The following is a 12354-nucleotide window of genomic DNA, read 5'->3' as shown; positions in this document are numbered from 1 at the left end:
TGTTTGGAACGAACGGTCAAGACTATTGTGCGGCCGCTGTTCGGTGAGATTGGTCGGCGTCATAAATCGCGGGCCGCACGATTTCCATGAACGAGGACGGGGCCGACAGGCTCCGGAAACGGAAGGGTTCGTAGAGGCCGTGGGCGTCTCGCGTGGCGAGCACGATGCGGCGCAATCCGGCAATGAACTCCTGGCCCAGAAGCAAGGCGACCAAGGCCTTGCCTACGCCGCGCCCGCGCATGGCCGGATCGACGACGACATCGCACAGATAGGCGAAAGTGGCCTCGTCGGTAACGAGGCGGGCGAAGCCGACCAGCCTGCCTTCGCCGTCATAGGCGCCCGCGCAGCATGAGTGCGCAACCGCCTTCGCGACCGTCTCGATCGGGATGCCGAGCGACCAATAGGCGGTGGTCAGCAGCGCATGGACTGCAGCCACGTCGATACGCGCCCCGTCCAGTGAATATGCAATTAAGCCCGTCATTGCCACGCTCCGCCATCTCATGCGAGCGCCGGTGGCCACCGTGCCCGTCGGGCCGTGTCCTTATATGGAATGACCGTTCAAGACAATGCTGACCTAGGGGCTCGGCTGGCAATATTATGTGTCTGTAACCGGATGCGCCCCGACCGCGAACCGGGGGTGAGGCCGGATCGTCCCAATTCGGCCGCGCCGCGTCACCTCTCAGCCTTCTCCCAGGTGGCGCGGCCTACCGCATGTCGGACAATGCTCCCGTCCGCCGGACTTCACAATGATCTGGAAAATATTCGGCGACTGTAACCGTGCCAGCTTTGCGCGCGAACCTGAACCGAGACGAGCCAAGGCCGACCGGGCGGGCGCCGCTTCGATCCGCCGGTCGCGGTTCGTGCGCGCAGGGCTTTGGCAGATCATGGCCATTCGCCCGGCCCGAGGCTCGGCGTTTCGGATGCGGCCTAGGGGCGCTGCCGCAGCCGCTTTCCAGCCCAAATGACAGGGAGCAAATAAATGAAAACAACAAAATTCGCATCGATGCTGGCGGTAGCCGGCGGGCTCGCGATGGCCACCACTGCCTGCTCAAGCGGCGAACCTGCCGAGCAGCCCGCTGCGGCGACGGCCGAGCTTGCCGACGATGGCAGCATGGTGGATAATTGCTCGGCGGCGCCGTGCGCAGCGAGCGATTGCAAAGCGAAACCCTGTGCCGCCGCGCCGTGCGCCGCCAAGGAATGTGCTGCGAAGCCGTGCGCGGCGAAGGATTGCGGTGCCAAACCCTGCGTCGCCAAGCCTTGTGCGGCAAAGAAATAGCAGCGTTCGTCACTCCGCGGGACGGCTCGGCGAGCAACAAAGTCTCGCCCACCCAGGAAGTGCGATGCGGAAGCGGCGACCGCCCGAAGGGTTGTCGCCGCTTTCCCGCGTAGGACGCACACCCGACGCTGACCCGGGATTGCACGTGCGTGAGACCAGCACGGTCCGCTGAATGTCCCGCGCCTTCGGTAGCAGTGCGCCGCGGGCTGGTGATAATCTGTCGACAGGGCGCTATTCCGACAAGCAGTTGTCGAAGGGGTAGATATGGAACCGATCGATGCCGCGACCGTCGTGATCGACACGATTGTCGAGATGGCGCGCGAAGCGCGGCCGCTGATGCTGCGCGTACTGCCCGATGTCGACGTCCATTGGTGGGCGCATTACCCGGACGATGACGCACGCGACGCGATCACCCGCTCGCGCTGGTATTATCATGTCCACCCGCCCGGCGAGCGCGACGAGCGCGAGCACGGGCATTTTCATCTCTTCCTGCACCGCACCCAGATCGACCCCTCGGCCCGTCCGATTGCTCAGCCTCCGGAAGGCGAAGATGCCGCCGCCCATGTCGCGCATGTGGCGGGGCTGTCGATCGATGGACAGGGGATCCCGATCGGCTGGTTCGCGACCAATCGCTGGGTGACCGACGAATTCCTTTATTCCGCCGAGGTGGTGATCGAGCATCTGCCCCGCTACAGCGTCGACCGAACCCCAGAGGATGCTGCCGTCAACCGGTTCCTGACCGCGATGGTCGCGCTGTACCGTGACGAGATCGCGGGCATGCTGCGCGAGCGCGATGCCAGGCTGGCGGTGATCGCTGCCGCTTCGGGCGGCGTCACATATTGCGAGTCCGGCAATGATATATTGGCCTCGCGCCCGATCGATCTCGACGAGAAAATCGCCAGCCTCGGGATTTCGTAATGGCCAACCGGGTCGCCGGCCTGCGCGTCGGCCGGGGACCCTATGTTTCGCCGTTCATTCGATTTACCAGCGGATCAGCGGCGGCACGACCAGTCGGCCGATTCCGGCGCTCGCAACGACCACAAGGCTATGCCAGAGGCCGACATGAAAGATGTTGCTGATCGGGCAGTGGAACGAATAGGCGAAAATTCCGAAGCTTCCCGCGGCGATTCCCGTGAGCAGACCAGCAAGGGTTAGGGAGGTAGCGGCGCCGCGGCGCAGCCAGAGGGTGAGCGCCGCGCCGCTGATCAACCCTAGCCCGATACCGCAAGCAAGGCAGTCGATGCCATGTTGGGGCGCGGACGCGGCGAGCGCGCGATCGGCGTTACCAACGCTCATCAACAGGGCGCTGAATAGAAGTAGCGCCGCCATCGCGACCGGCCACGCCCAACCATCGTGGTTCGCGCCGACTTGCGGACGGCTCATCATGATCACGGTGACTGACGAGGCGATACCAAGCATCAGGAACAGGCCCGCCGAGATCAGGAACAGCGCATTGAGCGATCCGCCCGCGACGTCCGGCCGTAGCCCCGCGATCGCGACCACCGCGGCAACTGCAAACCCTCCACTGGCGATTGCCAGCCCAACTCCGCGGGCAAAGCCAAGCGGACGAATCGGCCTCAGGTCGCCGACCAGTTCGGAAATCACGATGTTGTCGGCTTTGCGCATTGCTATTCTTTCTCGATCATGGCCGCCAGCCGCTTGAGGCCGCGGTGGATATTGACTTTGACCAGCGATTCCGACTGGCCGGTTGCCGATGCCGCCTCGCTGATCGACAGGCCTTCGATCTTGACCAGCTCAATGGCGCGTGCTTGCGACGGCGTGAGATACGACAAGAGCCGTTCGATGCTGATCCGGGCGGCAATATCAGGTTCGTGATCATCGCCCGCGAAGCCTTCGTCGAACGTAACTTCGTCGGCCTTATAGATCTTGTGCAGGTGATCGACCCACCGATAGCGCGCTATCGCGGCAAGCCATGGCAGAAATGGCCTCGCCGGATCATAGCTTTCGCGCTTGCGGTGCAACGACAGCAAGGTGTCCTGCACGAGATCGTCGAGATAGGGTGGCGCGATGCGCCGGACATAATAGCGCTTCAACCACCGGCAGCATTCGGCGAGCAGCGCGGAATAAGCGCGCCGGTCGCCCCGCTGCGACATCGCCATCAATCGCGCCATAGTCGGCTCATCGGCGATCACCGGCGCGATGCCCTGGCCACTGGAGAGTCGAGCGCGATCGTGCCGCCGCCGCGGATGATCAACATGAGCGCCAGCGCGACCCACAATGAATGCACCGGCCACCAAGCGTCGGGATAGACAAAGATCTGGATAACGGCGGTCATGCCAAGCAGCGCCAGCACCGACAGCCGCGTAAACAGACCGAGCACCAAAAGGACCGGGAACAGATGTTCCGCCATCGTCGCCGCCAATGCCGCGAACTCGCTGGGCAGGGGAACGCCCGAATATTCCTCCTGAAAGAGGAAATAGGTGGAGTCGCTGATCGAAAGCCAGCTTCCCTCTTCGACCTTGGTGCGGCCCGATCGCCAGAATACGCCCGCAAGCACTAGGCGCGTGAACAGCAACATCAGGTTCTCGGGCTTGCACCCGCTAACCGCCAACACCGCACGGTCATAGAGCTTCAATATTGCGTTCATTGCCGTTCCCCCACTCAGCGCGCACTTTGCGGTGCGCTGGCTTCCCTCTGCGCGGATAGCGCCAGAATGCAGTCGGCTGGACAGAGCCGATCCTTACAAAGTGGTTCGTTGCAAGCGGCCGAAAGGTTACGGGTCGCCGCTAGATTGGTCGCACCTAGGTTGGATCGCCGCCATCGATATATGTGCAGGAGAAACCCGTAGCCTGGTCCCTCAGGTGTGATTGCCACAGTGCAGGGTTTGGTCAGACATCGGATGCGAGCCGCTTGCCATAGCCTTCAGCACGGTCAGCTCAGGTGCGCATAACCAAGTTGATCGAATCGAAGTCGGGTTCTTCGCGGTCATGCTTCCGGAGTTTGTCTTTCCCGGCGCTCACTTCGCGCACTTTGCCGCGCATCATTTTGGCGAACGAGCCAAAAATGGGGAATAAAAATCAGATATTTCAATATTTTGAAAACTCGGAAATCGACCTGCCGCCCCAGCTATGGGGCAATATCCATTGGCCCTAAACAATACCAAGCAGACTTGGTCCCCACACGAATGATAGCTTCAAATCCGATCGTGAGCGTTTCTCAATCTCATATCGCTCCAATTGGCAGCGCCGCAGCTCGATCGAATTGCATGCTATTTGTTGGTAGAGAATCGGCAGACCCGGCCGCAGCCGTCCGCTCGAACGATCAACTGGATGGATGGCTGAAGAACTCAGTGAGAAGAGGCGGGACGAGATCCCCTGGATGAGTCGCAGATTAGCGAGAGAAAATTCGTTCGGGATCAGAATCGGATTTTCCAAGGCGATTGAAAGATCGGTCCCAGTCGCGAGGCAACAATAATCTAGGCGGCGGGGTAGGACGCAGCAAGTTTATTTTGTGGGGATGGATGTGGGGCCAACTTGGTGACCGCTCTGAAAAACATCTAAATTCAATATCTTAGATGCTATATTTGGCTCCCCGGGTAGGATTCGAACCTACGACCGATCGATTAACAGTCGATTGCTCTACCGCTGAGCTACCGAGGAGCAGCCCGCCGAGGCGGGCAAGGCGGCCCCTTTGCCGCCATGCGGATCATTTTGCAAGGGGGTTGTACGGCAATTTTTACGGATCGTTCAGAAGCCCGTCCGAAATTTTTCGCGCACCCAGCTTTCGGGCGTCGGGAGGATAAGCGAGAAATAGTCCGAGCGGCCGCAGACCGTATCGACCAACTGCCGCAGCACCGATCCCGACTGCGCGGTGGTCGTGTCCGACGGCCCCGCTTCGGTATCCAGATATTTGCCGGCGACGTAAAAGCTGCTGTCGCGCATGAATGACGTGTTCGAACCACAGTCGGCCTGCCGCGTGGTCATCGTGCGGTCGAAATCGCGCGCATCGGTCGTGCTTTCGTAGAGCGTCTGCTGGCGAAAGGTGACGGTGGTGCCCGACCGCTGCACCGAATCGATATCGACGAGATAGACAAGCTGCGGCGCGTTGCTGGAATAGGCGGCAAGCCGCCACGATTCGGCGAAGGCCGGCTGCGACGCGAGCAATGGCAAAAGAGCAAGCATGGTCAGACGCATGAAATTCCCCCATTCATGTGAAGGGCGATGCTAGCCGCGCCCGGCGGCCGCGCAAGCAGTCAAACGATGAATTGTTCCATCGCGATACGTTCGTCGAGCCCCTGATCGGGATCGAAGAGCAGCGTGAGCGGCCGGCTGCGATCGGTGGTGACGAGCACGGTCTTCACGTCGCGGATTTCGCGTTGGTCGGCGACCGCACTGACGGGCCGCTTGGCGGCTTCGCGGACGTTGAAACGGATGCGCGTCGATTCGGGAACCAGCGCGCCGCGCCAGCGTCGCGGGCGGAACGGGCTGATCGGGGTCAGCGCGAGCATTTCGGATTCGAGCGGCAGGATAGGGCCGTTCGCCGACAGATTATAGGCGGTCGAACCCGCGGGGGTCGCGACGAGCACGCCGTCGCAGGCAAGTTCCTCGAGCATCTGCTTTTCGTTGATCAGCACCTCAAGCTTCGCGGCCTGCCGCGTTTCGCGCAGCAGCGAAATTTCGTTGATCGCCGGCAGGATGTGCCGTTCGCCGCTGATCGTGGTGATATCGCCCTGCAGCGGGTGGATCAGGAAGGGGCGGGCGCTCGCGATACGGTCGATCAGCCCTTCGACGCGAAATTCGTTCATCAGGAAGCCGATGGTGCCGCGGTTCATCCCGAACACGGGCAAACTGCGCCGCTGATCGAGAAGCTGGTGCAGCATGTGCAGCAGGAAGCCGTCGCCGCCGAGCACGATGAGCAGGTCGGCTTCGCCAAGGTCGACGAAATCGTAAAGCGGGCGAAGCTCGGCCTCCGCCTCCATCGCCACGGGCGCATTCGACGCGACGAGCGCGATCTTGCGTTGCATCTGGTCCCCCTGGGGCGTGATCTAACCGCCCGTTGCACTCATATGACGCGCGACCGCCGGTGTGGACTTTCGTTCGATCTGAAAGTCATGCGCGCGGGGTTTGCCAGCCAATGCGGCATCAATCAAGCCATCGACATCGCCCCCTTCACGCAGCGCCGCGCGCAGGTCGACATGGTCGTCCTGGCCGAGGCACATATAGATGCGCCCCTCCACCGTCAGGCGGATACGGTTGCAACTGGTGCAGAAATTATCGCTGAGCGGGGTGATCAGGCCGAGCGTGACCGGGCTGTCCTCGATCCCGAAATAGCGCGCCGGGCCGCCGGTGTGGCGATCGACCGGAAAGATGGCGCGATCGGCGCGCAGCGGCGCGATGAAATGGTGGAGCGGAATATAATGATCGCTGCGCTCATCGGCGACCTCGCCCAGCGGCATGGTCTCGATGAGGGTCAGATCGCAGCCCTCGTTGGCGCACCAGTCGAGCATCGGCAGAAGCTGGTCTTCGTTGAGCCCTGCCAGCGCGACCATGTTGATCTTCACCGCCAACCCGGCGGCCCGGGCTGCGGCGATGCCACGCAGCGCCGTAGCGAGTTCGCCGACGCGCGTAATGAGGCGAAAGGCGTCGGGGTCGAGCGTGTCGAGACTGACGTTGACGCGGCGAATCCCCGCTTCGACAAGCATCGAAGCATGGTCGGCCAGCCGCATGCCGTTGGTGGTCAGCGTCAGTTCGTCGAGCCCGCGGCCGATGAGCGCGCCCAGTTGCGCCGCGAGCAGATCGATTCCGCGCCGTACGAGCGGTTCGCCGCCGGTGAGGCGGATACGGCGGACGCCGCGCGCAACAAAGCGTTCGGCAAGTACGCCCATTTCTTCTATATTGAGGACCGCGGATCGAGGCAGGAACTGCATCTCCTCGGCCATACAATACCGACATCTGAGGTCGCAGCGATCGGTAACGGACAGGCGCAAATAGGTGATGCGCCGACCGTGACCGTCGGTGAGTGGAGCGACAGGCGGGGCGGAATTTGCGGCCATCGCCTGAATGATGGTGCAAAAGGGAAGAGATTGGCAAGCAAAGCCTGCTAGGGGGCGCCAATGAATCGCACAGTTGACACGAACGCACAAAGCGTTCGGCACCTTGAAAATCTCCACGGTCGGCACGGCGCCGACGCGGGCGTCATTCTGGTCCAGGTCGACCAGCTCGCCCGAATCAACCATAGCGCCGGTACCGAGACCGGAAACGCGCTGCTCGACGAAGTCGCGCGCCGGCTCGAAACCTTTGCCGCTGACGAATTCGGTCATGGCTCGTTCGTCGGCCGGCTCGAGGGGCCGCGCTTCCTGATCGTGCCTGCGGTGCCCTTATCGCTCGGAGCGCTGCGCGCGCAGGAGCGGGCTTTGCACGTCGCGCTGGCCGAACCGATGGTCGGCGATCCGAATGGCCGGCTTGCGATTCGCATCGTTACGGCGCTGATCACGCGCGACGAGCCCGTCGAGGAGCAGCTTCGCGCCGCTGCCGACCAGCTCGCACGTCCCGCGTCGGCGCGCGACGGTGTGATGGTCAAGTCGGCGCTCGCCAATGACGAGGTCGCAATCTTCTATCAGCCGCAATATGAGGTCGCGACGGGAGCGATGATCGGGGTCGAGGCGCTGCTGCGCTGGCAACATCCCGAACTCGGCCTGCTCGGCGCCGGACCGCTGGTTACCGCAGCGCGCGCGGCGCGCATGGAACGCGAGCTTACCGAACATGCGCATCGCGTCGCGCTGGCCGAGATCGCCGGCTGGCCGCGGGCGCTCGGCAAGCTTCGCGTGTCGCTCAACATCACCGCCGCCGACCTCGGCGATCCCGATTTCGCCGACCGTTTCGCGGCGATGGTCAAGGCCACTGGTGTCGATCCCGACCGGCTGACGCTCGAACTCACCGAACAGGCAATGCTCAGCGATCCGGCCAGCGCAGCGGCACAGCTTGCCCAAATCCGGGCGCTTGGCTGCGCAATCGCGATCGACGATTTCGGAACGGGCTATTCCAGCCTGTCGCTGCTCGCCAGGCTGCCGATCGACTATCTGAAGATCGACAATGGCTTCACGCGCACGATCGACGGCAGCGACCGCGACCGCATCGTGGTACGCGCGATCGTGGACCTTGCGCGTGCGCTTGGATTGCTCGTCGTCGCCGAAGGGGTCGAGAACGAACGCCAACTCGAGCGGCTGCGCGAACTGGGCGTTGCGACCTGGCAGGGCTTTCTGAAGTCGGGGCCGGTGCCGGGAAGCGAACTGCCGGGGCTGATGGAATAAGTCCGCAATAGCGGCCGTCTTAGCTCGCCTGCCGTGCGAGTTTCCCCAAACCTTTCGACAGTTGCAGTGCGCCGTTGAGCCGCGCGCCCGCGCTGACCCAGTCGCCGCTCACCGACAGCTTGTTGTCGGGCCGGATGCGCGCGCGACCCTTCAGCCGCTCGACATAGGCGATCAGACCGGGGACATTGGCGAACTGGTCGCCGTGGAAGCTGACGAGGGCGCCCTTGGTGCCGACGTCGAGCTTGGCGATGCCAGCCGCCCTCGCGTTCGCCTTGATCTCCATGAGCTGGATGAGGTTCGCGGTTTCGGGCGGCAGCGGGCCGAAGCGGTCGATCATCTCGGCCGCGAAACCGTCGAGCCCGGTACGGTCCTCGGCCTCGTTGAGGCGGCGATAGAGCGCCATGCGTAGCGGCAGGTCGGGTACATAATCTTCAGGGATAAGGATCGGCGCATCGACCGTGATAACGGGCGACAAGGCCTCGCGCGGCGGTGCGACGCCGGCACCTTCGGCTTTGGCGACGAGGATCGCCTCTTCGAGCATCGATTGATAGAGTTCGAATCCGACCTCGCGAATATGTCCCGACTGTTCGTCGCCGACGAGATTGCCGGCGCCGCGAATGTCGAGGTCGTGACTGGCAAGCTGGAAGCCGGCCCCCAAGGTGTCGAGATCGCCGAGCAGCTTGAGCCGCTTTTCGGCGGTGTCGGTGATCGCGCCGCCCTCGGGCGTCGTGAGGTACGCGTAGGCGCGCGTCTTCGACCGGCCGACGCGGCCGCGGAGCTGGTAAAGCTGGGCAAGGCCGAAACGGTCGGCGCGGTGCACGATCAAGGTGTTGGCGCTCGGAATGTCGAGGCCGCTTTCGACGATCGTGGTCGATACGAGCACGTCATATTTGCGATCGTAGAAGGCGCTCATGCGCTCTTCGACTTCGCCGGGCGCCATCTGGCCGTGCGCGACGACATATTTGATTTCGGGGACGCGGGTGCGCAGGAACTCCTCGATGTCGGGCAGATCCTTAATGCGCGGGGTGACGAAGAAGCTTTGGCCGCCGCGGTCATGCTCGCGCAGCAGCGCTTCGCGGATCACCACCGGATCCCACGGCGCGACATAGGTGCGCACCGCCAGACGGTCGACCGGGGGCGTCTGGATGACGCTGAGTTCGCGCAGCCCCGACATCGCCATCTGCAAGGTGCGCGGGATCGGCGTCGCCGTCAGCGTCAGCACATGGACGTCGGCCTTGAGCTGCTTCAGCCGTTCCTTGTGGACGACGCCGAAACGCTGCTCCTCGTCGACGATGACGAGGCCGAGATTACGGAATTCCACCGATTTCGCGATCACCGCGTGGGTGCCTACGACGATATCGATTTGCCCGCTGGCGAGGCCGTCGCGCGTTTTCTGCGCTTCGCCCGCGGGCACGAGACGCGACAGGCGGCCGATGTTGACAGGGAAGCCTTTGAAACGCTCGACGAAGTTCGTGTAATGCTGGCGCGCGAGTAAGGTCGTCGGCACGACCACCGCGACCTGCACCCCCGCCATCGCCGCGACGAAGGCGGCGCGGAGCGCAACCTCGGTCTTGCCGAAACCGACGTCGCCGCAGACGAGCCGGTCCATCGGGCGGCCCGACGCCATATCCTCCAGCACGTCGCCGATCGCGCGGTCCTGATCGTCGGTTTCCTGGTAGGGGAAACGGTCGGCGAAAGCGGGATAAGCGGCGTCCTGCGCCAGCACTTCGCCGGGGCGGAGCGCGCGCTGCGCCGCGGTCGCGAGCAGTTCGCCAGCGATTTCGCGGATGCGCTCTTTCATCCGCGCCTTGCGGCGCTGCCATGCCTCGCCGCCGAGCTTGTCGAGCGCAACCCCGTCGCTCTCGCCGCCGTAGCGCGAGAGGACGTCCAGATTTTCAACGGGGACGTAGAGCTTGTCGCCGCCCGCATAAGTGAGCGCGACGCAATCGTGCGGGCTTTTCCCGACCGGGATCGACGTCAGCCCTTCGTAGCGGCCGATGCCATGATCGAGGTGGACGACGAGATCGCCGACGCTGAGCGTCGCGAGTTCGGCGAGGAAGGCGTCGGCGCTTTTGCGGCGCTTTTGACGACGTACCAGCCTTTCGCCGAGAATATCCTGCTCGGTGAGCAGGCTGATCGCGTCGCTCGCGAAGCCGTGGTCGAGCGGAAGAACGACCATTGCGGTCGCGCCGCCGGCATCGGCCGAAGCGGTGCCGAGTGCTTCCTGCCAGCTGTCGGCGGAGGCAAGCGCGCTGACGCCATGGTCCCTGAGCAGCCCCGACAAGCGGTCGCGCGCGCCCGCCGAATAGCTGGCGATAATCGTCCGGCGGCCCTTGCGGCGTTCGTCCGACAGATGGTCGGCGACCTTGTCATAGACGTTCAGGTCGGCCGCGCGCTCGGGCGTGAAATCGCGGGCGGCAAAGCTTTCGAGATCGATGACGTTCGGCGCGGGCGGGACATCGAAGGGGGAGACGACATGTACCGGCCGGTCGCGCTCGGCAGCCGCCCACTCGCTCGAGGTCAGGTAAAGCGTGTCGGGGGCGAGCGGGCGATAGCTGCCCGCCTGCTCGCGCTCGGCCGCAACGCGGTTTGCATGATAGTCGGTGATCGCATCGAAGCGCGTCTCCGCCGTCGCGTCGGTGCGGTGGCCGCGCAGCACCGGGGTTGCGGCGTCGATATGATCGAACAGTGTCGCCAGCCGTTCCTCGAACAGCGGCAGCCAATGGTCCATCCCAGCCTGCCGCCGGCCCTCGCTGACCGCCTGGTAGAGCGGATCGCCGGTTGCCTGCGCGCCGAACATCTCGCGGTAGCTCGACCGGAAGCGCTTGATCGTGTCCTGATCGAGCAGCGTTTCGGCCGCAGGAAGCAGTTGCAGCGACTTGGCGGGGCCAAGACTGCGCTGGTCGGCGGGATCGAAGCGGCGAATACTCTCGATCTCGTCGCCAAAGAAGTCGACGCGCAGCCCCGCGTCCTCGCCGGCGGGGAAAAGGTCGACGAGGCTGCCGCGCACCGCGAATTCGCCCTGATCGGCGACGGTATCGACGCGGTTGAACCCGTTGGCGACGAGCAGTTCGGCAAGCGCGTCGCGATCGATCCGCTGCCCTGGTGCGAGCGTGGTCGCGAGCTGGCGGATGCGGAAGGGCGTGAGGGTGCGCTGGGTGATCGCGGCGACGGTGGTCAGGATCAGTTCGCCGCGCTTCGGCGGCGCCTGCACCGCCGACAGCGTGGCGAGCCGGTCGGCGCTGACGCGCATCGACGGCCCGGCGCGGTCATAGGGCAGGCAGTCCCAGGCGGGAAAGCGATGGATGACAAGGTCGGGCGCAAAGAAAGGCGCGGCATCGGCGACCGCCTGCATCGCGGTATCGTCGGTCGCGACATAGACGAGCCGCTTGTCGCTGGCGCGCGCCAGATCGGCGAGCAGCAGCGGCAGGAAGCCGTCTGCGGTGCGCGCGAGCGTCAGCGGTGCCGACGCCGACGCGATGGCGGCGAAAATGTCGGCGGAGGGACGGGTCATGGCAGCGGAATATAGTCCAGCTGGCGCATCGCGGCGATCATTGCCGGACGGTCGAGATGCGCGGGCGGGTGCCCGGTGCCGAGCGCCCACGCCATGATGTCGACGTCATCTTCTTCGACGACGGCTTCGAACCACGCGATTTCGTCTTCGCCCCACGCCGCCGAATAGCGATCGAAGAAGCCGCCGATCATATAGTCGGCCTCGCGCGTGCCGCGGTGCCAGGCACGGAATTTCAGGCGTTTGAGGCGGTCTTGCATGGCGGGCCTTTTAATCGCGCAAGCGATGAAGTGAAAA

12 protein-coding genes and 1 tRNA gene are annotated in these 12354 nt (G+C 64.0%); 2 read left to right on the top strand and 11 right to left on the bottom strand.

The window, feature by feature from the left end; translation table 11 throughout:
• Positions 1–22 precede the first annotated feature (22 nt).
• Positions 23–481, bottom strand: a complete 459-nt coding sequence (locus tag P1IM2_RS10850) for a GNAT family N-acetyltransferase (RefSeq protein ID WP_186402553.1) — start codon at positions 479–481, stop codon at positions 23–25.
• Between the two features lie 446 nt (positions 482–927).
• Complete coding sequence (locus tag P1IM2_RS10845; protein ID WP_186402431.1) at positions 928–1254, bottom strand: hypothetical protein; 327 nt, start codon at positions 1252–1254, stop codon at positions 928–930.
• A gap of 286 nt (positions 1255–1540) precedes the next feature.
• Between P1IM2_RS10845 and P1IM2_RS10840 the strand changes: the two genes are divergently transcribed.
• On the top strand, positions 1541–2194 hold the full coding sequence (locus P1IM2_RS10840; protein ID WP_186402430.1) for a DUF6969 family protein: 654 nt from the start codon (positions 1541–1543) through the stop codon (positions 2192–2194).
• A 63-nt stretch (positions 2195–2257) separates the two neighbouring features.
• Here the strand turns inward: P1IM2_RS10840 and P1IM2_RS10835 are convergent, their stop codons facing one another.
• From P1IM2_RS10835 to moaA, 7 genes are all read right to left on the bottom strand, one after another.
• Entirely contained in the window at positions 2258–2902 is a 645-nt protein-coding gene (locus tag P1IM2_RS10835) for an NrsF family protein (protein ID WP_186402429.1), read from the bottom strand.
• Between the two features lie 2 nt (positions 2903–2904).
• Positions 2905–3429, bottom strand: coding sequence for a sigma-70 family RNA polymerase sigma factor (locus P1IM2_RS10830; protein ID WP_186402428.1), 525 nt, complete (start codon positions 3427–3429; stop codon positions 2905–2907).
• Complete coding sequence (locus P1IM2_RS10825) at positions 3426–3872, bottom strand: DoxX family protein (RefSeq protein ID WP_313906813.1); 447 nt, start codon at positions 3870–3872, stop codon at positions 3426–3428. The genes P1IM2_RS10830 and P1IM2_RS10825 overlap by 4 nt, the downstream gene beginning before the upstream one ends.
• 949 nt (positions 3873–4821) lie before the next feature.
• A tRNA-Asn gene (locus tag P1IM2_RS10820) sits at positions 4822–4896 on the bottom strand.
• An 87-nt stretch (positions 4897–4983) separates the two neighbouring features.
• Positions 4984–5430, bottom strand: coding sequence for a surface-adhesin E family protein (locus P1IM2_RS10815; RefSeq protein WP_186402426.1), 447 nt, complete (start codon positions 5428–5430; stop codon positions 4984–4986).
• 59 nt (positions 5431–5489) lie between these two features.
• A complete protein-coding gene (locus P1IM2_RS10810) occupies positions 5490–6260 on the bottom strand; it encodes an NAD kinase (RefSeq protein WP_186402425.1) in 771 nt (256 codons plus the stop codon).
• Positions 6261–6281: 21 nt separating this feature from the next.
• Positions 6282–7289, bottom strand: a complete 1008-nt coding sequence (gene moaA, locus P1IM2_RS10805) for a GTP 3',8-cyclase MoaA (RefSeq protein WP_186402424.1) — start codon at positions 7287–7289, stop codon at positions 6282–6284.
• A gap of 60 nt (positions 7290–7349) precedes the next feature.
• Here moaA and P1IM2_RS10800 point away from each other — a divergent pair, with 60 nt between their 5' ends.
• Positions 7350–8546 carry a GGDEF domain-containing phosphodiesterase gene (locus P1IM2_RS10800; protein WP_062900367.1) on the top strand — a complete coding sequence of 399 codons (1197 nt, stop codon included), beginning with the start codon at positions 7350–7352 and terminating at the stop codon, positions 8544–8546.
• Between the two features lie 19 nt (positions 8547–8565).
• Here P1IM2_RS10800 and mfd read toward each other — a convergent pair whose 3' ends face one another.
• Entirely contained in the window at positions 8566–12060 is a 3495-nt protein-coding gene (gene mfd, locus P1IM2_RS10795; protein WP_186402423.1) for a transcription-repair coupling factor, read from the bottom strand.
• The gene (locus P1IM2_RS10790) at positions 12057–12317 is read right to left on the bottom strand and encodes a succinate dehydrogenase assembly factor 2 (protein WP_186402422.1); all 261 of its coding nucleotides are present in this window, start codon (positions 12315–12317) and stop codon (positions 12057–12059) included. The genes mfd and P1IM2_RS10790 overlap by 4 nt, the downstream gene beginning before the upstream one ends.
• Positions 12318–12354: the final 37 nt, after the last annotated feature.

The organism is Sphingopyxis sp. P1IMeth2, from assembly GCF_900185685.1.
GTDB lineage: Bacteria > Pseudomonadota > Alphaproteobacteria > Sphingomonadales > Sphingomonadaceae > Sphingopyxis > Sphingopyxis terrae_A.
This window is presented reverse-complemented; position numbering and strand designations above follow the sequence as displayed.

Coding starts and splice junctions, on each gene's coding strand:
- P1IM2_RS10840 (WP_186402430.1), top strand. CDS start 1,541: ATGGAACCGATCGATGCCGCGACCGTCGTGATCGACACGATTGTCGAG.
- P1IM2_RS10800 (WP_062900367.1), top strand. CDS start 7,350: ATGAATCGCACAGTTGACACGAACGCACAAAGCGTTCGGCACCTTGAA.
- P1IM2_RS10790 (WP_186402422.1), bottom strand. CDS start 12,317: ATGCAAGACCGCCTCAAACGCCTGAAATTCCGTGCCTGGCACCGCGGC.
- P1IM2_RS10815 (WP_186402426.1), bottom strand. CDS start 5,430: ATGCGTCTGACCATGCTTGCTCTTTTGCCATTGCTCGCGTCGCAGCCG.
- P1IM2_RS10850 (WP_186402553.1), bottom strand. CDS start 481: ATGACGGGCTTAATTGCATATTCACTGGACGGGGCGCGTATCGACGTG.
- P1IM2_RS10835 (WP_186402429.1), bottom strand. CDS start 2,902: ATGCGCAAAGCCGACAACATCGTGATTTCCGAACTGGTCGGCGACCTG.
- mfd (WP_186402423.1), bottom strand. CDS start 12,060: ATGACCCGTCCCTCCGCCGACATTTTCGCCGCCATCGCGTCGGCGTCG.
- moaA (WP_186402424.1), bottom strand. CDS start 7,289: ATGGCCGCAAATTCCGCCCCGCCTGTCGCTCCACTCACCGACGGTCAC.
- P1IM2_RS10810 (WP_186402425.1), bottom strand. CDS start 6,260: ATGCAACGCAAGATCGCGCTCGTCGCGTCGAATGCGCCCGTGGCGATG.